We start from the raw sequence: 22,792 nt of genomic DNA, 5'->3' as shown, positions 1-22,792 counted from the left end.
CGCATAGCTTTCCAAAGCAAACACCGCCTGTCCCCCGTTCGGGGGACATCGGATTCATCCCCCGCACAGGCCGTTCGCCCGACAGACACCGCCGCGCCCAGGCGGCAGAGTTTGTCTCGTACCGGAGCACACCGGAACGGCAAAGCCAAACAAACACTCACACAGGAGAATTCACATGAGCACTCAGATCATCCGCCGGTTCACCAGCTACCTCGCCATCCCCGCCGTGTCGGCCGGAATCCTCGGTGCGGCCGCGGTCGGCCTGGCCGGCATCGCCAACGCCGACACCGACCCCACCCACGACGGCGGCGCGCTGGCCTCGGTGCAGGAATGCTGCAAGGCGGCGTTGGCCTCGGTGGACGATGCCGGCAAGCTGGCCACCGTCGCCCCCGCCCCGGAGCTGGCCTCCGTCATGCCGAAGGCGGCACTGGCGAGCGTCGCGCCGGCCCCCGAGTTGGCGTCGGTGATGCCGAAGGCGGCGCTGGCCTCGGTCATGCCCCGCGCCAAGCTGGCCAGCGTGACCCCGGCCCCGGAGCTGGCCTCGGTCATGCCGAAGGCCAAGACCTCCGAGACCCGCGCCAAGGCCTCGGAGACCCGCGCCAAGGCGTCCGAGACCCGGGCGTCCGGCCGCAAGGCCACGCGGGCCTGACCTGCAACCGCCCCTGCCCGAGACCCTCTCCGCCCAGCGGGGAGGGTCTCGGCGCGTCCGGGGTCCACCACGGCACGGGCCCTGTGCAGGTCGGCGCCGGGCTTGACGACCTGCCCGGCGGGGTACCCGGCTGACGTGTCTTCACCGTCAGTCGGCTCGGCCGACCCGTCCGAAGGCGCCGCGGCTCCGAATCCCTTTCGGTAGCCGAGTCCGACGGAGGTCCTGTGGCAATCCAATACAGCAGCATCATCGACGCAGCGCGCGATGACGTGTTCGCCTGGCACAGCCGGGCCGGCGCGTTGGCGCGGCTGCTGCCCCCGTGGCAGCCGGTGGGCATCGTCGCCGAGGCCGGCTCGCTGGCCGACGGGCAGGCGGTGCTCAGCGCGCCGGGCGGTCTGCGGCTGGTGTCCGATCACCAGCCCGCGGACTTCGACCCGCCCGCCCGGTTCGTCGACGAACTCGCCCAGCCCGACGTGCGGTCCTGGCCCACCAAGTTGGCCGGCTCGTGGCGTCACGAGCACCGCTTCGATGCGCTGGCCGGCGAGCGCACCCGGCTGACCGACCGCGTCGACACGGCGGTTCCCGAACGACTGTTGCGGCAGATGTTCCAGTTCCGGCACCGCCAACTCGCCGAGGACATCGCCGCCCACCGCTGGCGGGCCGAACGCGGCGTGGGGGCCGGAACCGTCGCGCTCACCGGAGCCTCCGGGTTGGTGGGCAGCGCGCTGGCCGCCTTCCTGAGCACCGGCGGCTTCCGGGTGATCCGGTTGGTCCGCCGCGAGGCTCGCGACACCGACGAACGGCGCTGGGATCCCGAGCGCCCCGCACCCGATCTGCTCGACGGGGTCGACGCGGTGATCCATCTGGCCGGCGCGTCGATCGCGGGCCGGTTCACCGATGCCCACAAGTCGGCGGTGCGGGCCAGCCGGATCGAACCCACGCGGCTGCTGGCCGAACGCGCGGCCGCCACCGACGACGGGCCGGCGGTGTTTGTGTGCGCCTCGGCCATCGGCATCTACGGCCATGACCGCGGCGACGGGACGCTGGACGAAAGTGCCTCCCGCGGAGACGGATTCCTCGCCGATGTGGTCGCCGACTGGGAGGCGGCCACCGCACCGGCCGCCGCGGCGGGCGTGCGGGTGGTCAACGTGCGCACCGGCATCGTGCAGACGCCGCGCGGCGGCACGTTACGGCTGCTGCGTCCGCTCTTCGCTGCCGGACTCGGCGGCCGGCTGGGCAGCGGACGGCAGTGGCTGTCCTGGATCGACCTGGACGACCTCATCGACATCTACCACCGTGCGCTCGTCGACCCGGTGCTGTCGGGGCCGGTCAACGCCGTCGCCCCCGATCCGACGCGCAACGCGCAGTACACCGAGGTGCTCGCGGCGGTCCTGCGGCGGCCGGCGATGCTGCCGGTGCCTAGCCTCGGTCCGCGGTTGCTGCTCGGCGAGCAGGGCGCCCGCGAGTTGGCCGAGGCCAACCAGCGCGTCGTCCCACAACGGCTGCTGGACGCGGGTCATCGGTTCCGCCGGGTCGACCTCGAGGATTGTCTGCGCCACCAACTCGGTCACCAGCGGAGCGCGGCATGAAGCCCGGCGACGCGCCCCTGCGCATCCTGGTCACCGGCGCCACCGGCTACATCGGCGCGCGGTTGGTACCGCGGTTACTCGACGCCGGCCACCGGGTTCGGGTGCTCGTGCGCACACCGGAGAAGATCCGGAACACCGCCTGGGCCGAGGACGTCGAGGTGGTCCAGGGTGACCTGACCGATCCGGGCTCCGTTCGGCGGGCCTGCGAGGACGTCGACGTCGCGTACTACCTCGTCCACTCGATGGGCGGCGACGGCGACTTCGAGGATGTCGAACGTCGCAGCGCCCAGCACGTCGCCGACGCGGCGTTCGACGCCGGGGTGGGCCGCATCGTGTACTTGGGCGGTCTGCAGCCGGAGTCCCCGGAGGTGTCCAAGCACCTGCGCTCGCGCGGGCAGGTCGCCGACATCCTGCAGCGTTCCGGTGTCCCGACCATGGTGTTGCAGGCTGGCGTCGTGATCGGTTCGGGGTCAGCCTCTTTCGAGATGATTCGGCACCTCAGCGACCGGCTCCCGGTGATGACGACCCCGCGCTGGGTCAACAATCGGATTCAGCCGATCGCGGTGAGCGACGTGTTGCACTACCTGGTTGCGGCCGCCACCGCGCCGTTGGCACAGAGCCGCGCGTACGACATCGGCGGCCCGGACATCTTGCGCTACGGCGAGATGATGCAGGTCTACGCCGAGCTGGCCGGTCTTCGGCGACGCCGGATTCTGGTGCTTCCGCTGCTCACCCCCAAGCTGGCCGGGCTGTGGATCGGGTTGGTCACACCGATCCCGACCGGGCTGGGCCGGGCGCTGATCGAATCGCTGACCACCGACGCGATCACCTCCGAGAAGGACATCGACGCGGTGATCCCGCCCCCGCCCGGCGGGACCACCGGTTACCGCGACGCGGTGGCACGCGCGTTGGCCGCGTCCCGCAGCGGCAACGTCGAAACCTCCTGGGCCGGCGCGTCTCCCGTCGATGCGCCGGCGGATCCGCTGCCGTCGGACCCGGCCTGGGCCGGCGGGACCGTGTACACCGACGACCGGGGTCTGGACGTGTCCCGGCCCGTCGAGCAGGTGTGGGCCGACATCGCGAGCAGAGCGCGCACCGGAGCCTGGCGCGTCGAGCAGGATGAGCAACCGCACCTGCTCCGACTGCGGTCGGCGCGGCGGTTGCCCGCCCGCGCGTGGATCGAGTACCGGTTACAGCCGCGGGGCGCACACGCGACCCGGGTGGAGCAACACACCGTCGTCGTGCCGAAAGGCCTTGCCGGTCAGCTGTGTTGGCACGGGGCGCTGCCGCTGCGCGGCCGCGTACTCAACCGGATGCTCCGCAGCGTCTCCGCAGGCGGCAAGGGCTGAGCGGCAGGTTTCTGAACTCCTTGGCCCTCAGCGCTCCTCGCGGAACTCGACGTGGCGCCGGAGCACCGGGTCATACTTGCGCAGGACCAACCGATCGGGATCGTTACGCCGGTTCTTCCGCGTCACGTAGGTGTAGCCGGTGCCCGCCGTGGATCGCAGCTTGACGATGGGCCGAATATCAGTGCGCGCCATCAGATCCGCTCCCCGTGCCGCCGCAACCGCGCGACGACGGCATCGATGCCGTCGCGGTCGATGACCTTGATCCCCTTGGCGCTGACCCGCAAAGTGACGCGGCGCCCCTCGGCGGGCAGGTAGTACGTCTTGGTCTGGATATTCGGGTTCCACCGACGCCGGGTACGACGGTGCGAATGCGATACCGCGTTTCCGAAACCGACGCTGCGCCCCGTGACTTGACAGCGAGCCGACATATGTACGTCCTTCCGTATCGACAACTAATGAAAATGATTTTCGACAAGCGCTGCCCGCGACTGTAACGTGGCCCGGTGGTAAATGACAATCGTTTTCATTAAGGGTGTGGATGCGTACTCCAGTGATCCTCGTGACAGGCCAGGGCGACACCGCCGGCGCGACGGATGCGCTGCTGCGACAACCGGGCACGGTGATGGTCGAACATCACCTGGAAGGACACTTCGTGCGGCGAACCGTTGCCCGGCTGCAGCGGCACGTGGTGCTGAAAGTCGACGAAATACTTGAACTCGCGCACGGTTGCGTGTCCTGCACCATCCGCAATGACCTGCTGTTTCTCCTGCGGACACTGCATCACCGCGGCGACGTGGCCCGCATTGCCGTGCGGTTGGCGCCATGGTTGGAACCCGAGCCCATCTGCTTCGCCATCAACCATGTTCGTGTTCAGATCGGCCCCGGCTACCCCGTCGGGCCGGCCGCCGCCGACGTGATGATCGCCGGCGTGGTGAACTGCGCGGAAGCCGCCCCGTGGCTGACGCAGGCGCTCGGGGATGACGCGTTACCCGACGGACGAACGGTTGCGCAGGTCGTCGTCGGCCAGGCCGAGTTCGCCGACGTCCTGCTGCTCGACGAACCCGCGCCGCGGGAAGCAGCGGCCGTGTTGCAACGGCTCAACCCGAACGCGGCGACCGTGCTCAACACCGATCGCCTGGAGTCCGCACTGGCGAGTCTCGACGGCAACTCGCGGCGCGGCCACATTTCGGACGCCCACGCCTGGTTGCTCGCCGGGGCGCCCCCACTAGAGGCCGCCGGCGCCGTGCAGATCATCGAGTTCGCGTCACGCCGGCCGTTTCACCCGCAACGCCTGCACGCGGCGCTCGACGTCCTGCTGGACGGGGTCATCCGCACCCGGGGGCGGCTGTGGCTGAGCAGCCAACCCGACCACGTCATGTGGCTGGAGTCCGCCGGTGGCGGTTTACACACCTCCGACGCCGGGAAGTGGCTGGCCGCCATGTCCGATTCGGAGCGCGCCTACATCGATCCAGACCGGCGTGCCCTGGCAAACCTGTTGTGGGACGACGTCATCGGCGACCGGCACACCTCGATGGTGATCCTGGTCTGCGGCGCCGAGCCGACGGCGGTGCTCGCCGGCCTAAGTGGCGCGCTGTTGACCGATGCCGAGCTCTCGGACCCGGACAGCTGGTCCGGCCACGCGGACCCTTTCGGCGATTGGCACGTCGAACCCTGCGACGCCGGCGAGTCGGACCAGGAATCGGAGCGGCTGGTGAACCCGTCGAGCAGGACGCGGGATGACTGAACCCGACGGCGAGGTGGCACCTGCGCCCGATCAGCGTTGGGCGGCAAGGAGTTTCTCGAGCTTGTCGAGCTGCGCCTTGTAGCCCCACTTCATCCCGAACGCCGCCATCTTGGCCTTCGGCCCGATCTGGGTGATCGTCACATGCAGCTTGACGGTGGTGGCGCCGTCGGACTCGGTCAGGTGGACATCGTTGGTGTGGAGGATGGTCGAGCCCTCTTCCTCACCCTCGGTCCAGGAGCGTGCGTCGTAGGTCAGCCGGGAGGGTTGCTCGATGCGGGTGAAGACGCCCGCCATCGGCCAGCGGGTGCCCTGGTACTTCCCCATTTCCGGCCCGGCCTCCATGACGATGTGGATCTCGCCGCCGACGGCCAGGTCGATGCGGCATTCCGGGACCGAGGTCTTCTCCGGTCCCCACCATTGCTGCAGCATCTCCGGCTTGGTCCACGCGTCCCAGACCGTCCCGATGGGGGCCCGGTAGGTGCGTTCGAGGTCGAGTTCCTTGGTCTTCTTGAACAACTGCAAGATCATGGTGCGTCTCCTGTCGGATTGGAGGTCAGCGGGGGTCGTCGGGGCTTTCGTCGGCCAGGGTTTCGAGAAAGGTGCCCAACGAGTCGAGCCGGGCGTCCCAGAGCCGCTCGAAAGACCCGGCCCACCGAACGATCTCCTCGAACGGTTTCGGTTCGAGCCGGTAGATCCGGCGACGAGCCAGCGCCGCACCGGACACGACGCCCGAATCCCCCAGGACCCGAAGGTGTTTGCTCACCTGCGGCTGGCGGATGTCGAGCGCGTCGGCGATCTCGCCCACCGACATCGGCCCGGTCCGCAGCAGCTCGACGATGCGGAGCCGACTCGGCTCAGCAAGGGCCCCGAACACCGTCGCCTGCATGACGCCAAGGTAGAGCCGCTGACGTATTCCTGTCAAGGAATACGTCAGTATGGATGGCGGCGCCCGCGCCGTGCGCGTCGCTCGGGGCGGGCGGCGGCAAACCGGATTTCGCCGGCCCGTGGGGCGTCGCGCGCGGCGCAGTCCTGCGGGTTTAGCCCCAGGACCTGCCGCCGTTAAGCTGCGGGACGGAATTCGACATCCCCGATCTTGGATAGTGACCGTGTTGACTGTGCTGACCGAACGGCCGTTGCCGTCCGCGGTCCCGCGCACGGCACCGACGGTGCGGGACGACCTGAGTGGGCTGCGAGGCCTGGCGGTTGCGCTCGTGGTCCTGTTCCATGTGTGGGCCGGGTCGGCCTCGGCCGGCCTCGATGTGCTGCTGGTCCTCTTCGGGTTCTACTGCGGCCGCCGCCTCCTTGAGGGCTTCACCGCCGGCTACTCCTTTGACGCTCTGCGCAGCGAGTTCTCGTGGTCGGCGCGCCGCTTGTTGCCCGCGCTGGTGGTGGTTGTTGCGGCCAGCGGTGTGGCGACGCTGCTCTTGCAGCCGCGAACGCGGTGGGAAACGTTTGCCGATCACAGCCTTTCGACGTTCGCCTTCTACCAGAACTGGCAGCTGGTCAACTCGGCGGGAGCGTATGCGCCGGCTGGGGAAGCGGTCAGCCCGCTGCAACACCTATGGGCCATCTCGGTGTTGGGGCAATTCTTCCTCGCCGGCCTGGTGGTCGCCGGGTTGATCGCCGTCGTGGCGCCCCGACGCCGCCGGCGGGCCGTGTTCGTGGCCGTGGTCGCCCTGGCGGCGGTGGCGTCTTTCGTTTATGCCGTCGCCAGCCACCGGACCGATCAGGCCACGGCGTTCTATGACAGCTTTGCGCGCGCCTGGGAGCCGTTGGCGGGCGTGCTCGCCGCGGCGGTTGCGCTGCGGGTGAACTGGCCCCGCTGGTTGCGCGCCGCCGCGGGTGCCGTGGGTCTCACGGCGATCGTTGCTGTCGGATTCTTCGTCGACGGCGCCGAACAGTACCCGGGTCCGCTGGCGGCGATCCCCGTCGTCGGGACGGTCCTGATCGTTCTCGGCGCGGCGAATCTTCTTGACGCGGAGCGCCTCCCGTGGCCGAGTCGGGTCCTACAATCGGTCCCGCTGCTTTCGCTGGGGACCATGGCCTACGCGCTCTATCTGTGGCACTGGCCGGTGCTGATCTTCTGGCTCACCCATTCCGACGAGGATCGCGCGGGGCTCAGCGACGGGATCGTGGTGGTCGTTGTGGCCGTGGCACTGGCGTTTCTCACGCAGCGACTCGTCGAGCGCTCCCTGCGCGCGGCGCCCAACCGCGCCCGGCACGGTCACGCGCCGACGATGTCGTTGGTGTGGACCAGTGTGTTGCTAACGGTCGCCATCGTGGTTGCCCTCGGTTCGGCCGGGTGGCGGCAGTACACGAACACCATTCGCGCCAATGGTGCTGATCTGCTGAAACTTTCGGCGGCGGATTATCCGGGGGCGCGCGCACTACTCGACGGCGTGCCGGTGCCCAAGTTGCCGGTGCGCCCGTCCGTGCTGGAGGCCTCGGACGATCTGCCGGCCTCGATTGTCGACGAATGCATCAGCGACTTCGGGAACGCGGCCCTGATCAAATGCACTTACGGAGATCCACGGGCATCGCGCACCATCGCCGTCGCCGGCGGGTCACACTCCGAACACTGGCTCCCCGCGCTGAATCGACTCGGACAGCGGCACGGGTTCAAGGTCGTGACCTATCTGAAGATGGGGTGCCCGCTCAACACCGACGAGGTGCCGCGGGTGAGCGTGTCGAACAACCCCTACCCGGGGTGTCGCGAATGGACCGACACGACGATGGCCAGCCTGGTGGAGGACCGGCCCGACTTCGTGTTCATGACGACGACGCGACCGCGCCCCACCGCGCCGGGTGACTTTGTGCCCGAAAACTATCTGGGCATCTGGGATACGTTGGCCGCCCATGACATTTCGATCCTGGGGATCCGCGACACGCCCTGGATGTACCGGGACGGCATGGTGTTCTCACCGGTCGATTGCCTGGCGGAGGGTGGCGATCCGGAAGGCTGCGGCCTGCCGCGCTCGCAGGCCCTTGGGGACTACAACCCCACGCTGGATTACCTGGACCGCTATCCGAACATCGCGCCGCTCGATCTCAGCGACGCCGTGTGCGGTCCCGATGTCTGCCGCGCGGTCGAGGGCAATGTGCTGGTCTACCACGACGCCCACCACCTGACGTCGACCTACGTCAATACCTTGGCCGACGAGATGGCTCGGCAACTTTCGGAGGCCACCGGTTGGTGGTGAGGTGGCCGAGAGCTTTCCATGGGCCCCGGCTCTCGTGGTGAGGTGGCCGCGGGCGGTGCCTCGCCCGGATAGTGGCTACGGTGGCTGTATCGCCGTCGACGTCCGTGGCGGCGGCCTGAGGAGGATCGATGGTCAGCGCGGAGCCCCGTATCTACATCACTGTGCCGTCCACCCGCATCTGGGTCCGTAACAATCGCGGGAAGGCGATCGCGCTGGCCGTTGCCGGTGTTGCAGCGGTGGTGCTGTTGGTGCTTGCCGTAATTCTTGTGTTGGCGGCCTGACTTTTCCTGTAGCGGCCTGATTGCCCCGCGTAACAGCCCACTTCCCCGCTGCTGAGGGCTTGCCGTCCCTTGTTTGGCGGTCCGCTTCCCTTATGCAGCGGCCTGGCTGCGCTGCGGGCGACAGACTCACCGCGCCAGGCCAGGGTGGAGGCGGCGATGCCCTTCTGTGCTCGGGGTGCCCGTCCCGGCCCATGTCAGGGCGGGCTACCCGCGCCGATCCCTATGGCTTCTGGGAGGTCAGGTATACCCAGGGGAGGTGTTCGTAGTCGGGGTCGAGGGCTTGTAGGTCCATGGTCTCGTAGGCGCGGTGATGGGCTTCGAGGAGTTCGTCGTATCCGGGTTCGCCGGGTAGGGGTCCGTCGTCCCAGAAGTAATCGGGTTCGGGCAGTGGGTCATTCGGGGTGTCGAGGTCGGTCGAGCCTGGGTTCGGGTCAGCGGCGGCGTCGTCATCGCCGGCCTGGTTGTCGTTGACGGGGTCAGCGTCAGTCAGGTTGTCGCTGGCTCTGCTGTGTGCGGTGAGGTTGTCGTCGGCCCCGCTGACTGCGTTGGGCTCTGAGTTGGTGTGGGGCGGACTCCCCAGTGGTGCGGTGTTGGTGTGGTGGTAGTCGATGAGGTCTTCGATGAAGTGGTAGGGGTTGGTGCGGGGTTGGCCGCGTTCTAGGGGTGGGGGTGGGATCCATTCGACGCGGCCGGTGTTGTTGAGTTGGGTGGTCCAGTTTTCGGTGGTGGCCATGCGGTTGTCGGGGCCGCAGGCCAGGGCGAGGTTGTTGATGTCGGTGGGGCCGTCGTGGGCCCAGTCGCGTAGGTGGTGGACTTGGGTGTGGTAGCCGGCGGTGGTGCAGCCGGGGCGGGTGCAGCCGTGGTCGCGGGCGTGTAGGACGATGCGTTGGTCGGCGGTGGCCAGGCGTTTGGTGCGCCCGAGCCATAGGGGGCGGCCGGTGGTGTCGTCGAAGATGGTCAGGTAGTGGTAGGCGTGGCTGGCCATGCGGAGCAGGTCGCTGATGGGCAGTATGGTGCCGCCGGCGGTGAGCGCTTTGCCGGTCAACGGTTTTCGTTGTGGCGCTGCGGTGTTGGTCGCCGATGCGGCGGGTTCGGGTTCGCCGGCGGCGGTGTGTAGTTCGGCCAGGGTGGTGGTGACGATGACGGTGACGGGGAGGCCGTTGAGTTGGCCGAGGTCGCCGCAGGCCAGCAGGGCGCGGCTCATGGCGGTCAGGGCGTCATGGTGGCGTTGGTCGGGGGTGCGGTCGTCGGCGAGGATGTGGGTTTCGGTGGGGGTGCCGGTCAGGCAGGGGTGTTCGTCGGCGGGGTTGCACATGCCCGGTGCGGCGAGTTTGGCGAAGATCGGTTCCAGGGTGGCGCGCAGTTCGGGGGTGATGAGTGCGTGCAGGGTGGACATGCCGTCGGGGCGTTGGCGGCCTAGGCGGGCGCGGCGTTGGGCGCGGCGGTCGCGGTCGGTGACGTCGCCGTCGGGATCCAGGACGGTCAGCAGGTGTTCGGCGAGTTTGGCGAAGGCGGCGGGGCCGAAGCGGGTGGCCATGGCGGCCAGGTCGGCTTCGGCGGTGGCGCGGAGGTCGGCGGGCACGGCGGCGGGGATTTTGGCGTAGGCCTTGCGGGCGATGTCGAGGTGTTCGGGCCCGATCTGTCCGGCGGCTTGGGCGGCGGCCAGGGTGGGGAGCAGCGGGGGTAGGGGTTGGCCGGTGAGGCTGGTGCGCGGGCCCAGTTGGGCGGCTTCGGTGACGCGGCGCCGTGCTTGGCCGCGGCTGATGCGCAGGTGTTCGGTCAGGGCCTCGGCCACGGTGGTGGCGCCCAGGGCGCCGGGGTTGCCGTCGGCGACCAGGCGGGCCACGATGCGGTGGTCGACCACGGGGGCGCGGCGGGCCAGCACCTCCCGGCGCCGTAGTACGGCGAGCAGTTCTTCGCCGGTGAAGCCGTCCAAGGAGCACTGCTCCAGGCGGGCGTGGGTGGCTTCGAGTTCGGCCAGACACGTCAGCACCGTGTCCCGGTCGCTGAACGCATCCCTACCCATACTTCGAACACTAGTTCGACTCACCGACAAGACCCGGACCCGGGACGGGACCCACACATTAAAGAATTGTGAGAAACCTGGCCCGAATCGGGTGGCCGTCACCGGGCTCTTCGCCGCGTGCCGCGCCGCCTTCAGCCCTGCCTGACCACGCGCAGCTCGCGCCGCAGCGCAGCGGCAATCAGCGCGCCAGCATCCGCTCGATCAACTCGAGCAGCGCCGCGACAGCCGCGGGGTCTCCGGAGACATCGAACTTGCCGTCGCTCAGCGCAGCTTCGATGGTGAGGGCGCGCCCGACGATCGCGGCGATGGTGGGGGCTGCGCAGCGCACGGTGACATCGCTGGGTTCCGCGTTGGGACCCGGCGTGACCGTCGCCTTACCGTCGAGCACCCGGAGGCACGCCGAGGTGTCGTCGATGTGGAACCCGCTGGGCGCATCTCACAGCTGCGGCCAGAGCAGGACGCCCCCGAGCTGAGGACCTCGTGGTTTGCGTACCACCCGCTGGGGACATCATGAGGTGGTGAACCTATTGCCGACCCCGACCGTGACGATCCGCGATTCCGATGTCGAAGACACGCTGGGTCGCGCGGTTCGCATCATCAACCCGCTGCTCGACGTCTTGTGGGGCACCGACCCGCTGGGCTTGAAGCAGCGCGACATCGACTTCGCCGGCGGGCCCCTGGACACCGTTGCCGACGGGGTTTCCTGGGTCCTCAACGCCGCCGACGTCCCCGGCACTCCCGGATGGGACGACCTCGACACCGACGCGCGCATCCGCTGGTGGGTTCGACGCGTCGGCGCGCTGAACACCGTGGTGGTGGCCTTCCCCGGGGTGCTCGGCGCCGTCGCGCGGGGTCTGCCCATTCAAGACCTACTGGGGTTCGTCAACCAGGCGATCGTGCTGTGCGCCGTGGCCCGCGAACTCGGCGTCACCGATCTGGACACCCAAGCGCGCATGCTCGCCGAGGTCCTGTGCGGCCGGGATCTCTCCGAGGACGGAGGCGAGCATGAACCGACCGAACCGATATCGCGAACCCCAGTGGGTATCGCGAAGGCGCTCTGGCGACTGGTGGGACTGTTCGACGCCATCGGCGACGAGATCGCCAAACGTCCGCAACCCAGCGCCCCCTTCCGTTATCTGGGGATGCTGCCCGCGGTGGGCGCGGTCGTGTCGTACTTCGGCGAAGGGCGTGCGCTGGCGCGAGCCGCCAAGGAAGCCCGCCGGTGGGTCGAGAGTCAACCGGTGGGCAACGCCGCGCGGTGATTCACTGACGTCCGACGCCGGTTTCCGGTGCCCGTCGCCCCTTTCGGGCGCGGGTGCAGCTACGCCGAACGCGTGAGGGCGAGTACCGGGATGGTGCGGACGCCGGCAGTCTTTCGTTCGTACTCGGCGAAACCGGGATAACGCTGCGCTTGTTCGCGGTAGATCCGGTCGCGGGCGTCTCCGGTGATCTCGGAGACGGCGACGGTGTACGTCTCGGTGCCGACCTCGACCTGCGCGGTTCCGGCGGCCGTCAGGTTGTAGTACCAGGCGGGATTGGTGGGCGCTCCGGCCTTCGAGGCGAACACGTAGATGGTGTCGGGGTTGTCGTCGTCGGGCAGGTACATCATGGGTGTGACGGTCTGCCTACCGCTCTTGCGGCCGGTGTGATGTACCAACACCATTGGGGCGCCTTCGAAGTTCCCGCCGACGCGGCCGGCGTTGGCGCGGAACTCCTCGATGATCTTGGTATTCCAGTCGTCCGGTGCGCTCATCGCGGAACCTTTCGTCGAGAGGCCGTTTCGGTGCGCTCAGCGAATTCTACGACGTTGTCGGGACATTGGGGCGCCGGCCGAAAATGCTCGGCCACCAGGTCCGCACTGAGCGGATAGTCCACCAACACCGCACCCAACACCGATGCGAGTTCCCGCACGGCAACCTCGGAGTCGACCTCGCGGTGCGCCAACAGGTCGCCCATCCACTGCGCCGTCTCCGACACCGGCCGCACATCCCCCGTCAGCAGTGCGGCCGCGACGGCATGAAGGGTTTGGGGCACCGCGTCCCGGGCCACCGCCCGCAGGGCCGTCTGCGCGGGATCCCCTGCCGCGCCGCCGGTTATGCTCCACCGTCGCACCACCCGGTCGATCAGGTCCGCGTGCGCCAGCTCGAGTGCCCGCTGCTCCTGGGCCGGTGCCTGCGGCAGCGGCGGCACAGCCGAGACCACCACCGGCAGGGTGTCCATCGCCGTCAATGCGCCCGCGGCGTCCGGTGCCCACGCGGTCGCGCCGAGGGCCTGCGCGCGGATGGTGTCCGTGCCGAACGCCGGCCCGTCGACCACCACGGGGACCCCCGCGGAGGTGCTGGCCTCGATGAATCGCCGGGTGGTGGGTAGCGCTCCCAACACCGAGCAGCTGACGGCCACCGCCTCGGGGCCGACGTCCTGGATGTATTGGCTGAGCCGCAGCGGGGCCGTCGCCGGTCCCAGGGGCGTCACCCGCCAACCCGCGCCGCGCAGCACGCAGCCGATGATGGCCGCGGGCAGCCAATGCCACTCCCGCTCGGCGCAGGTCACCAGGACGTGGCCGCGGGTCACCGGCACGTCGGCCGCGCGTTGGGTGACGACCTCGGTGGCGGCCATGGACATCGCGGTCGCGGCATGCTCCTGCGCGACGGTCCATTCGCCGCTCTGCCACCGCCGACCGATGGCACGCTGCGCGGCCGCCACCACGTCGGTCAGCACCGTCACCGGCGCGACGTCGTCGTCGAGGAGTTGTTGGACGAGCGCCACGACTCGGGCCCGGTCGGAGGCGGCCAGCGCCGCCTCGTACTCGCGGAGCACCGGTGCCGCCGCTACGGTCCGCACGTCACCGCCAACAGAGCGATGTCGTCGTGGGCAGTGCCGTCGAGGTACTCCATCACGTCCTGCTCCACGGCCTCGCAAACCACCTCGGGGGGCGCCCCGGCGTAGGCGGGCAGCATGTTTTGCAATCGCTCGAGCCCGTATTGGCCTGCGCTCCCCCATGCCTCGTCGACACCATCGGTGAACATCAGCATGGTGTCACCGGGGGCAAGGCGGAAAGTCGTTGTGCCGTACTGGACTTCGGCGACGATGGCGGCGGCCGTGCCATACACCGCGACCTCCTCCACGCGGCCATCGATACGCAACACCAGCGGCGGCGTATGTCCCGCGGTGGCCAGATCCACCTGGACATCGGTTCCGTCCGGACGCAGTCGCGCACAGAGCACCGTCACAAACTGCGTCGAGGCGGGGTTGTACAGTACCGAGTTGGTCACCCCCAACACGGCCGCCGGGTCACGGTCGAAATGCGCTGCGGTGCGAATGCTTTGGCGTGCCAATCCGGTCAGCGCCGCCGCCTCGACGCCCTTGCCGCACACGTCGCCGAACGCAACCAGCCAGTCGTCGTCGCCACCTATGACGTCGTAGAAGTCCCCGCCGATGTCGAGGTGCTCGGCGGCCGGCCGGTAGCACGCGGCCAGGCGCAAACCGGGAATGTCGGGCAGCGCCGGCGGCCGCAGACTCTGCTGCAGCACCGACGCGACGTGCATGCGCTCGTGATACATCCGCGCCGAATCCAAGACCAGCGCCGCACGGTCGGCGACGCGCTGCGCCGAACCGATCTCCGCCACAGTGAACCCGGCGTCGGCCCGGCGCAGCAGCACCAACGCGCCGAACGTGACCCCGCGGGCCGTTAGCCCGACCCCGACCACCTCGGCCGGGACCAGCTCGGCCGCCGATTGCAGGAACGGTTCGGCGGGCACCAGACCGGACAGGTCGGTGCCCTCGATGTGTTCGAAGCCGCCGGCGCGCAGTACCCGGTCCAGCGCGCGTCCCACCAGGTAAGCCCGACCGACCTGGACGCCCGTCGGCGCGGCGTCACCCACCAGCATCATCGCGCCGGTCTGCCGGTCCGGGAGAACGACCATGGCCCAGTCGGCCAGGTCACGCTGGATCAGGTTCACCAGTTGCAGCGCGGCGCGGCGCGGATTGAGGGAGCCGCCGAGCTCGGTGGCGATCTGGTCGGCCAGTTGATCACCGGTCAGCGCGGGCGGGATGCGCTGAACCTCGGAATGGATACTCACGTAAGACCTCGTCGAATGGGGTGGGGGGAATTGTCTAGCGGTGACACCGTCAGACCCCCGCGGACCTCGATGACGAAGCTGCGAACTCAACCTCGCTGGCCACGCTACCCAAAAAAGCGGTGATGCGCGCCGTGCGTTCAGCACTGAAACGTCGGCGCTCTCCCGCCGCCTCCGGGGTCAACGCGGCTATTCGGCGGTGAGCATCAGATATTGGGCGGCCAGCATTTGCCGGGCGGCGTAGGGATTGGCGGCGAGGATCTGCATCAGGTAGCGGTCCGCGGTGGCAAGGCAGTAATGCTGGTTACGCCTCGTGGCAGAGGTTCGCTCCCGGGTGAAGCACACTGCCTCGGGTAAGCCGACCACCCCGTCGCTGTCCCGGAAGCCGAGCTCATTGCGCGCCCGTTCGGCAAATTCATCGAGAAGGTTTTCGGCGGCGGCACCGTCACGGGCCTGGTACACAGTGGCTCCGGACTTGGCGATCACGGTCACGCCGGTCTCCTCGAAAAGCTCCTGGTCGCGGACCGGGTCGGCGGAGTAGGTGAGGTAACCGTGCGGGCCGTAGGTTCCCACTGACACTCCCGGGTCGATCTCCGGGGGCAAAGGCAGGGTGCGGGCAAGGACCCCGTCCGGATCCAGCGGCAGCTCGGCCAGCTGATCGACCGGCGTCGGGGTGAATCCGTCGAGCATGGGGATCTGCTTGTCCAGAGTGTCCGCCACCAGTTCGGCCGCAGCCTCCCAGCCGTCGATCGACAACGTGGATTGTCCGAGGATGAACGGTCCGCGCGTGGTTAACGCGAGCACTCCCTGGCTGCTGTAAAGCTCGAATGCAATGCCTTTGCTCTCCGGATACCGCGGAATCGCGACCGGCCAGGCGGCGAACGAGGTGTCCATCTCAAAAAAAGTCACCGAGCCGCGGACGCGGCCGGCCATGTCTTCGGCTGCGGCGGCGGCATCTTCGGGGGTCGCGAATCGCAACAGGGCGTTGTGGAGGCTCTTCTCCTGCACCCCTTTGTTGTCACGGAGGACGGCGAACCCGGCAACGAAGTTGTGGTCGGCGCCCGCAGGAAGGGGTGCGGGAAAGACATTCTCGACGGCGACGGCATCCTCGATGACACCATCGCCGCGGCTGATGGCCCCACCAGTGCCCAAATCCGGGTCGACCTGGAAGGGCTGTGTCAGTGCCTCGGCCATTCGGCGGGCCTCAACCAGGTGCCCTTCAGGGCCCGCCGCCCCCAGTGGGGGCTTCGGCGTCGTCGGATGATGGCCGGGGTCCAGCGCCAGCACACTCTCGGTGGCATCGAGGTCTGGCATCGCGACACCGTCCATGGTGACGGCGCAGCCGGCGACCATCAGTAGCAGCGCCATCGCGGCGGCAAGTGCGCCAACACCTCGTTGTACGAACACCCTGCCCCCTTCCCAGCACACCATCTCGCGTGTCCGAAGTGTAGGCCGCCCGGCAGTTGCCGACCGCCACTCATTCCGCGCTGATCAGCAGGTATTGGGCCGCCAACGCGCGGTGGGCCTCAGCGATGTTGGCTTCTTGTACGACGATGACGTACTTGTCGTACGCCACTACGCAGTAATAGCTGGCCAACCGCAAGTCGGGCGTCGATCCCTCGGGAGCGAACAGGCAACGCGAGGCCGGAAGTCCCGGGACCGGTTCGCTGCGGCCGTATACCTCGTTCACATAATCCCCAAGGAACTGTTCGACCAGATGGGCGGCACCGTCGGGGTCCCGCGCTTGAAACACCGTCGCCAGCGCCACTGCTGCCGCCGAAACTCCCGCCTCGGTGAAAACCTGACGGGCGCGGTCCGGCTTGGACATGAAGTGCAATGCGCCGTGCGGTCCGTAGGCGCCGGCCGCATGTGGGCTCAGGCCGCGGCCGTAGCCAGGCACGCTTCTGGCCAACAGACCCGTGGGATCCATCGGCAACGCCGCCAACTCGTCGACCGGTGTGGGCTCGAACGAATCGAGGGCCGCGCGTTGACGGTCGACGGTGTGCAATGCCAACTTCAGGGCAGCGTCGGTACCGCTGTCCAGGACCATCTGCACCAGCACGAACGGCCCGTGTGTTGTGTAGACGAACAGATCTGCACGACCGCGAGGCTGCGCCAGGAACGCAACGGAGTCTGGCCTGTCCGGTATCGGCAGTGCTCGGCGGGCCGGCGTGGTCCGTCCATCCCTCCCGCTTTGCTCCCACTCGCTGCCGTTGGCCATGCCACTGACGGCGCGGCGAGCATCTTCCGACGTCGCAAGCCGCAGGACGATGTTGGTCAGGGACCGATCCAGCGTCGGCCCGGCAGCCTTGGTGCGGAACCCGGCGATGAAATTGTTTGACTGGATTGCGACGGCGACGGACTTCGGCAACATGGGCTGCAGCTCCAACGGACTTGTGAATCCGCGATTCCACTCGGGGTCCGGAAGGGACAACCCCAAGTCCACCTCGAACGGCACCACCACCGCCTCGGCCATCCGGCGGGCTTCCAGCCTCGCTCCTTCCGCGGCAGTCCCTGCAGTGCCGTCCAGATCCGTGCGCGGAGTCGTGGCGAATCCGCCAGGGTCGAGCAGGGCCGTGTTCACCGCACGAGGATCGTTGCGGGGGTCACGCAGCGCGGTGCCGGCCTGCACACCGGTGCAGCCGACAGCCAGCGTCGCCAGCAACGCCAAGAGCGCACCGACCCGAACTCTCGACCCCACCGTCCCCCTTTGGCTCACGACTTCGTCGTTGTGTCGCTGCGAGCAAATGTACCGGGGGTAGCCTGAGCGTCCAGCTGGGAGGCGGAGCACATGGCGACCAGTAGCTATCGATTCATGACCGAGGCGATCCGGGCCAGCGGTTACCTGCGCACCCTGAAGTTCGCTGTCGGGGCGTTCTGTTTCGCGATGGCCGTGCTGGGCTGCGTGACGCTGCTGCACCCGCTGGGACCACAGTCGGCGATCGGCCGGATCGCCCAGTTCACCTTCGCCGTGTCGGCCCTCGCGGTCGGAATCTGGTGGATGGTGGCACGTTGGCCCTCCTTTCGCGCGGCAGTCGTGTTCATGGCGTGGGCCGACCTCGGCCTGATGATCGCCGCGATCACCGCGTCGAGCCCGGAGGCCCGGATCACCACGGTGATCAACATGTCCCTGGTCGGGGTGTTCGCGAGCTTCCTGATGGGTCCGAAGGTGCTGGCCGCACATTGCGCCGCGGCGTGCGCGTTGATCTTCGGTCTGGCCGCGCAGGCGGTGGCCAGCGGCGAGCGCACCTGGTTCGACACCTACATGTTCGTGACGCCCGCGCTGGTAGCGGTGGTGGTCATGCCCATCGTGATCCAGGTGGTCATCGAGGGCGGCCGGCGCGCGGTGGCACGGACCGCACGACAGGCGCTGCGGGACCCCATGACGGGGCTGCGCAATCGGCGCGGCATGTATGAGTCCATGCGCCGCGTCGTCCGCGGACGCCGCGAGGCGGTGCTGGTCGCGGCGGCCATCGATCTGGACCGGTTCAAGCAGCTCAACGACGACCACGGACACCAGCGCGGGGACGACGCGCTGCGGGCGGTCGCCGACGCGTTGCGGTCATCGATCCGCACCGGGGACGTTGCTGCGCGCCTCGGTGGCGACGAGTTCGTGGTGATGGCGGCCATGGCCAGTGTCGACGGCGTCGGAAGTTTCACCGAGCGGATGCGGACCGCCATGGAAGCGGTCACCGGAACGATCACGGCTAGCGTCGGGATCGCCTGTGTCGCAGGCGAACTCGGCGGCGGCGAGCTGATCGACGAGGTGCTGCGCCGGGCCGACCGCGCCATGTACGAAGCCAAACGCCAAGGTGGGAACCGGCTGGTCAGTCCGGTGCAGCCGACGGGGCAAGATTTGCGGTGAGTGGTGATGCTCCCGGGACGACACTGCGTTCACCGCCTGAGCGTGGTCGGCGGCGGACTGCCCGGCCTCGGCCGAAAAAGACGGCCCTACCAAACACAAAAGCCGCGAACTGCTTGGTTCGCGGCTTTCATGCCTACGGTCTGTGACCGCTCACTGTGGGCGAAGGGGGACTTGAACCCCCACGTCCCGAAGGACACTGGCACCTGAAGCCAGCGCGTCTGCCATTCCGCCACTCGCCCGTGACAACCGGGAAACCGTATCACGGTCTGGGCCCCATCTCCCAACCGGCGAGGTCACCCCGATTGCGATCCGCCTCACCCGCCCTGACCTGCTGTAACGCGATTCTCAGAGTTCTTATGGTGACGTTTGGCCTGGATAGGCCGATACCATGGGGCGGAAATAACACAGTGACGCGACACGCGGCAGCCTGCGTCACTGTCCCGATCGGTGCAACGAACAGCTGGGACAGGCGGTGGAGATGGGACTGGTGCAGCGACTTGATCGCAAGCTCGAGTCTACCGTCGGCGACGCCTTCGCCCGGGTGTTCGGCGGCTCCGTCGTTCCCGAGGAAGTCGAGGGGATGCTGCGGCGGGAGGCCGCCGACGGCGTCCGCTCCCTGCAGGGTGGGCGGCTGTTGGCGCCCAATGAGTACGTCATCACCCTCAGCGTCTCCGACCATGCAAAGGTCCTTGCCGATCCCGACATCACTTCGGATACTTTTGCCAAACATCTCGGGGGATACATCGGGGAGCAGGGGTGGCAAACGTATGGTGATGTGGTTGTCCGATTCGAACAATCGCCGAGTTTGCACACCGGCCAGGTCCGCGCCCGCGGTGTCGTCAACCCCGACGCCACGGTGGGCGGTGCCGCCATGTCAGCACCCGCCGCGCCACAATCAGACCGTGCGTCGAACGCAGAACCAGGAGTACCACCGATGAGCGACAATCCGAGCTACCGCGGCGGCCCCGGACAGGGACGTCCCGGAGACGAGTACTACGACGACCGTTACGGCCGTCCGGAAGACGCTCAGGACCCCCGGGCCGGCTACGCACCGCAGGCGCCGCAGCCGCCGCAGGGACCCGAGCAGGGTGGCTACCCCCCGCAGGGCGACCCGAACTACCCGCCGCGCCAGGGCGGCTACCCGGACCAGGGCGGCTACGCCCCGTCCTACGAGCAGCGCCCGCCCGCCGGCTACGGCGGCCCGCCCTCCGGCGGCTACGACCAGGGCTACCGCCAGCAGCCGTACGGCCCGCCGTCGGGTGGCTACGGCGAACCGCCCCGCGGCGACTACAACTACGGCCGCCCGCCCGGCCCGGACTACGGCCGGCCCCCGGGCCCCCCGGAGGGTCGCCCCGACCCGCGCGGCGGCTACCCGGACCAGGGCGGCTACGACCAGGGCTACCAGGGCGGGCCCGGCTACGGCCGCCCCGACTACGGCCAGCCCGATTACGGCCGCGGCTACGAGGGCGGCGGCTACGGCGAACCGCCCCGCGGCGACTACGACTACGGCCAGCCGCCCGCCCAGGGCGGTTACGCCGACTACGGCCAGCCCGCGCCGGGCGGGGACTACCCGGGTGCCGCGGGCGCGACGGTCACCCTGCAGCTCGACGACGGCAGCGGCCGCACCTACCAGTTGCGTGAGGGTGCCAACGTGGTCGGCCGCGGCCAGGACGCCCAGTTCCGGCTGCCCGACACCGGGGTGTCGCGCCGGCATCTGGAGATCCGCTGGGACGGGCAGGTCGCGCTGCTGTCCGACCTGAACTCCACCAACGGCACCACGGTCAACAACGCGCCGGTGCAGGAATGGCAATTGGCCGACGGCGACGTCATCCGGCTGGGCCACTCCGAGATCGTCGTGCGCGTCCACTGAGCTCAGCCACACACGCCAACTCTGGCGACGCGCACGAGCTTCGCCCTCACGTCGGTGGCCGCCCAAGTATCGTGACGTTGCCGCACGATCACGGGAAGGACGCCAGATGCAGGGAATAGTTCTGCAGCTGACGCGTGCCGGCTTCCTGTTGATGCTCTGGGTGTTCATCTGGTCGGTGCTGCGCATTCTGCGGACCGACATCTACGCGCCGACGGGCGCGGTGATGGTGCGGCGCGGTCTGGCGCTGCGCGGAACGCTGCTGCCGTCCCGGCAGGGGCGGGCCACCCCGCGCTACCTGGTGGTGACGGCCGGCTCGCTGGCGGGCACCCGGATCACCCTGGGCACCCAGCCGGTGCTGATCGGCCGCGCCGACGACTCCACCCTGGTGCTCACCGACGACTACGCGTCCACCCGCCACGCGCGGCTGTCGCCACGAGGTTCGGATTGGTACGTCGAGGATCTAGGATCAACCAACGGCACCTACCTTGACAGGTCAAAGGTGACGACCGCCGTGAAGGTCCCCATTGGTACGCCGGTGCGAATCGGCAAGACAGCAATCGAGTTACGTCCGTGACCCTAGGTCTGCGCTACGCCGCGCGCAGCGACCGCGGCCTGGTACGCGCCAACAACGAAGACTCGGTGTACGCCGGTGCCCGCCTGCTCGCCCTCGCCGACGGCATGGGCGGTCACGCCGCGGGCGAGGTTGCCTCGCAGCTGGTGATCGCCGCCCTGGCCCATCTCGACGACGACGAGCCCGGCGGCGACCTGCTCAGCAAGCTCAACGAGGCCGTCCACCAGGGCAACTCGGCCATAGCTGCGCACGTCGAGGCCGACCCCGAGCTCGAGGGCATGGGCACCACGCTGACCGCGATCCTGTTCGCCGGCAATCGGCTGGGCCTGGTCCACATCGGCGACTCGCGCGGCTATCTGCTGCGCGACGGTGAGTTGAACCAGATCACCAAGGACGACACCTTCGTCCAGACGCTGGTCGACGAGGGCCGAATCACCGCCGAGGAGGCGCACAGCCACCCGCAGCGCTCGCTCATCATGCGCGCGCTGACCGGGCACGAGGTCGAGCCCACGCTGATCATGCGCGAGGCCCGCGTCGGCGATCGCTACCTGCTGTGCTCCGACGGTCTGTCCGACCCGGTCAGCCAGGACACCATCCTGGAGGCCCTGCAGATCGAGGACGTCGTCGAGAGCGCCGACGGGCTGATCGAACTGGCGCTGCGCGGCGGCGGTCCCGACAACGTCACCGTCGTGGTCGCCGACGTCGTCGACTACGACTACGGCCAGACCCAACCGATCCTCGCCGGGGCGGTTTCCGGCGACGACGGGGAAGGCGCCGCTCCCCCGAACACCGCCGCCGGTCGCGCCTCGGCGATCAACCCGCGCAAGCCCGCCGCCAAGCGCGTGGTGGCCGAGGTCGAGGAGCCCATCCGCAAGCCGCGCTCGCGGCGCCGGATGTTCATCGCCGCGCTGCTGGTCGTGCTGGTGCTGCTGGCCGGGTTGGCCATCGGCCGCCAAATCGTGCGCAACAACTACTACGTCACCGAGCACGACGGCACCGTGTCCATCATGCGCGGGGTCCAGGGCTCGCTGCTGGGCCTGTCGATGTCGGAACCGTTCCTGCTCGGCTGCCTCAACGAGCGCAACGAGCTGTCCCAGATCAGTTACGGCGAACAGCAATTCGCCTGTCGGCTGATGCAGTTGGGCGACCTGCGGCCGTCCGAGCGCGCACAGGTCGCCGCCGGCCTGCCGGGTGGGTCCCTGGACGAGGCCATCGCCCAGTTGCGCAGGCTCGCCGAGACCTCCCTGCTGCCGGTGTGCGAACCCACCAAGCCCACCGCCGCCACGCCCACCGCGCCCGCTCCGGCACCCCGGCCGCACGCGCCGGGTCCGTCGAGCCGCCCCGGCCCCGCGCCGGCGCCACCTCCCCGGCGACCACCACCGCCGAGCGCGCCCCCGAACCGACGCTGCCCCAAGCGAATCCGCCACCGCCCCGGCGCCTCCCCCGCCCACCGCCACTCCGGCACCGTCGCCCACTCGGGCGACGTTGGCCCCAGCGCCGCAGAAGCCGGGTACGGACTGCCGGGCGGCGGCATGACGAGGCGGCGAGCAGCGAGCGCTGGCGGATGACTGG

Annotated in this window: 21 protein-coding genes, 1 tRNA gene and 1 pseudogene; 11 read left to right on the top strand and 12 right to left on the bottom strand. The window is 69.0% G+C overall.

Features of this window, described 5'->3' with window-relative positions; genetic code table 11:
• Window positions 1-175: 175 nt before the first annotated feature.
• From R2K23_RS00230 to R2K23_RS00220, 3 genes are all read left to right on the top strand, one after another.
• Window positions 176-649 (top strand): hypothetical protein, encoded by a 474-nt coding sequence (locus R2K23_RS00230; protein ID WP_316513515.1) that lies wholly within the window; start codon window positions 176-178, stop codon window positions 647-649.
• 224 nt (window positions 650-873) lie between these two features.
• Window positions 874-2,238, top strand: coding sequence for a TIGR01777 family oxidoreductase (locus tag R2K23_RS00225; RefSeq protein WP_316513514.1), 1,365 nt, complete (start codon window positions 874-876; stop codon window positions 2,236-2,238).
• Window positions 2,235-3,587: an NAD(P)H-binding protein gene (locus tag R2K23_RS00220; protein ID WP_316513512.1), complete on the top strand. Its 1,353-nt coding sequence runs from the start codon at window positions 2,235-2,237 to the stop codon at window positions 3,585-3,587. Before R2K23_RS00225 ends, R2K23_RS00220 begins: the two co-directional genes overlap by 4 nt.
• 27 nt (window positions 3,588-3,614) lie before the next feature.
• On the opposite strand, the gene rpmG is transcribed toward R2K23_RS00220, so the two are convergent.
• Window positions 3,615-3,779 carry a 50S ribosomal protein L33 gene (gene rpmG, locus R2K23_RS00215; RefSeq protein WP_316513510.1) on the bottom strand — a complete coding sequence of 55 codons (165 nt, stop codon included), beginning with the start codon at window positions 3,777-3,779 and terminating at the stop codon, window positions 3,615-3,617.
• Entirely contained in the window at window positions 3,779-4,015 is a 237-nt protein-coding gene (rpmB, locus tag R2K23_RS00210) for a 50S ribosomal protein L28 (RefSeq protein WP_316513508.1), read from the bottom strand. Before rpmB ends, rpmG begins: the two co-directional genes overlap by 1 nt.
• 110 nt (window positions 4,016-4,125) lie before the next feature.
• On the opposite strand from rpmB, the gene mrf reads away from it, so the two are divergent.
• Entirely contained in the window at window positions 4,126-5,331 is a 1,206-nt protein-coding gene (gene mrf / locus R2K23_RS00205; protein WP_316513506.1) for a ribosome hibernation factor-recruiting GTPase MRF, read from the top strand.
• Between the two features lie 30 nt (window positions 5,332-5,361).
• On the opposite strand, the gene R2K23_RS00200 is transcribed toward mrf, so the two are convergent.
• Both R2K23_RS00200 and R2K23_RS00195 read right to left on the bottom strand, forming a co-directional pair.
• Window positions 5,362-5,859, bottom strand: a complete 498-nt coding sequence (locus R2K23_RS00200; RefSeq protein WP_316513504.1) for an SRPBCC family protein — start codon at window positions 5,857-5,859, stop codon at window positions 5,362-5,364.
• 25 nt (window positions 5,860-5,884) lie between these two features.
• Complete coding sequence (locus R2K23_RS00195) at window positions 5,885-6,217, bottom strand: ArsR/SmtB family transcription factor (RefSeq protein WP_316513503.1); 333 nt, start codon at window positions 6,215-6,217, stop codon at window positions 5,885-5,887.
• A gap of 220 nt (window positions 6,218-6,437) precedes the next feature.
• Between R2K23_RS00195 and R2K23_RS00190 the strand changes: the two genes are divergently transcribed.
• Complete coding sequence (locus R2K23_RS00190; RefSeq protein ID WP_316513501.1) at window positions 6,438-8,531, top strand: acyltransferase family protein; 2,094 nt, start codon at window positions 6,438-6,440, stop codon at window positions 8,529-8,531.
• A gap of 128 nt (window positions 8,532-8,659) precedes the next feature.
• Window positions 8,660-8,812, top strand: a complete 153-nt coding sequence (locus tag R2K23_RS00185; protein WP_316513499.1) for a hypothetical protein — start codon at window positions 8,660-8,662, stop codon at window positions 8,810-8,812.
• 220 nt (window positions 8,813-9,032) lie between these two features.
• Here R2K23_RS00185 and R2K23_RS00180 read toward each other — a convergent pair whose 3' ends face one another.
• Both R2K23_RS00180 and R2K23_RS00175 read right to left on the bottom strand, forming a co-directional pair.
• On the bottom strand, window positions 9,033-10,838 hold the full coding sequence (locus R2K23_RS00180; RefSeq protein ID WP_316513497.1) for an HNH endonuclease signature motif containing protein: 1,806 nt from the start codon (window positions 10,836-10,838) through the stop codon (window positions 9,033-9,035).
• 178 nt (window positions 10,839-11,016) lie between these two features.
• A complete protein-coding gene (locus tag R2K23_RS00175) occupies window positions 11,017-11,253 on the bottom strand; it encodes a hypothetical protein (protein ID WP_396893693.1) in 237 nt (78 codons plus the stop codon).
• Window positions 11,254-11,356: 103 nt separating this feature from the next.
• Here R2K23_RS00175 and R2K23_RS00170 point away from each other — a divergent pair, with 103 nt between their 5' ends.
• Window positions 11,357-12,100 (top strand): hypothetical protein, encoded by a 744-nt coding sequence (locus R2K23_RS00170; protein ID WP_316513493.1) that lies wholly within the window; start codon window positions 11,357-11,359, stop codon window positions 12,098-12,100.
• Between the two features lie 59 nt (window positions 12,101-12,159).
• Here R2K23_RS00170 and R2K23_RS00165 read toward each other — a convergent pair whose 3' ends face one another.
• The 5 genes from R2K23_RS00165 to R2K23_RS00145 form a co-directional block, all read right to left on the bottom strand.
• Window positions 12,160-12,591 (bottom strand): nitroreductase family deazaflavin-dependent oxidoreductase, encoded by a 432-nt coding sequence (locus R2K23_RS00165; RefSeq protein ID WP_316513491.1) that lies wholly within the window; start codon window positions 12,589-12,591, stop codon window positions 12,160-12,162.
• Entirely contained in the window at window positions 12,588-13,679 is a 1,092-nt protein-coding gene (locus tag R2K23_RS00160; RefSeq protein WP_316513490.1) for a cobalamin B12-binding domain-containing protein, read from the bottom strand. Before R2K23_RS00160 ends, R2K23_RS00165 begins: the two co-directional genes overlap by 4 nt.
• A complete protein-coding gene (locus R2K23_RS00155) occupies window positions 13,667-14,917 on the bottom strand; it encodes a PP2C family protein-serine/threonine phosphatase (RefSeq protein ID WP_316513487.1) in 1,251 nt (416 codons plus the stop codon). Before R2K23_RS00155 ends, R2K23_RS00160 begins: the two co-directional genes overlap by 13 nt.
• A gap of 186 nt (window positions 14,918-15,103) precedes the next feature.
• The gene (locus tag R2K23_RS00150) at window positions 15,104-16,321 is read right to left on the bottom strand and encodes a DUF7373 family lipoprotein (RefSeq protein ID WP_316513485.1); all 1,218 of its coding nucleotides are present in this window, start codon (window positions 16,319-16,321) and stop codon (window positions 15,104-15,106) included.
• Between the two features lie 70 nt (window positions 16,322-16,391).
• The gene (locus R2K23_RS00145) at window positions 16,392-17,585 is read right to left on the bottom strand and encodes a DUF7373 family lipoprotein (protein ID WP_316513484.1); all 1,194 of its coding nucleotides are present in this window, start codon (window positions 17,583-17,585) and stop codon (window positions 16,392-16,394) included.
• 120 nt (window positions 17,586-17,705) lie between these two features.
• Between R2K23_RS00145 and R2K23_RS00140 the strand changes: the two genes are divergently transcribed.
• A complete protein-coding gene (locus R2K23_RS00140; RefSeq protein ID WP_316513481.1) occupies window positions 17,706-18,779 on the top strand; it encodes a GGDEF domain-containing protein in 1,074 nt (357 codons plus the stop codon).
• 156 nt (window positions 18,780-18,935) lie between these two features.
• Here R2K23_RS00140 and R2K23_RS00135 read toward each other — a convergent pair.
• Window positions 18,936-19,018, bottom strand: a tRNA-Leu gene (locus R2K23_RS00135).
• Window positions 19,019-19,257: 239 nt separating this feature from the next.
• On the opposite strand from R2K23_RS00135, the gene R2K23_RS00130 reads away from it, so the two are divergent.
• The 3 genes and pseudogenes from R2K23_RS00130 to R2K23_RS00120 all read left to right on the top strand — a co-directional run bounded on the left by R2K23_RS00130 (window position 19,258) and on the right by R2K23_RS00120 (window position 22,756).
• Window positions 19,258-20,649 carry a DUF3662 and FHA domain-containing protein gene (locus R2K23_RS00130; protein ID WP_316517548.1) on the top strand — a complete coding sequence of 464 codons (1,392 nt, stop codon included), beginning with the start codon at window positions 19,258-19,260 and terminating at the stop codon, window positions 20,647-20,649.
• Between the two features lie 106 nt (window positions 20,650-20,755).
• Window positions 20,756-21,223 (top strand): FHA domain-containing protein FhaB/FipA, encoded by a 468-nt coding sequence (locus R2K23_RS00125; protein ID WP_316513478.1) that lies wholly within the window; start codon window positions 20,756-20,758, stop codon window positions 21,221-21,223.
• Window positions 21,220-22,756, top strand: a pseudogene (locus R2K23_RS00120) (PP2C family protein-serine/threonine phosphatase). The gene R2K23_RS00125 and the pseudogene R2K23_RS00120 overlap by 4 nt, the downstream one beginning before the upstream one ends.
• Window positions 22,757-22,792 lie beyond the last annotated feature (36 nt).

This window comes from Mycolicibacterium sp. MU0050 (genome assembly GCF_963378085.1).
GTDB lineage: Bacteria > Actinomycetota > Actinomycetes > Mycobacteriales > Mycobacteriaceae > Mycobacterium > Mycobacterium wendilense.
Note: the sequence above shows the minus strand (reverse complement) of the source record. Positions and strands in the feature narration are given on the sequence as shown.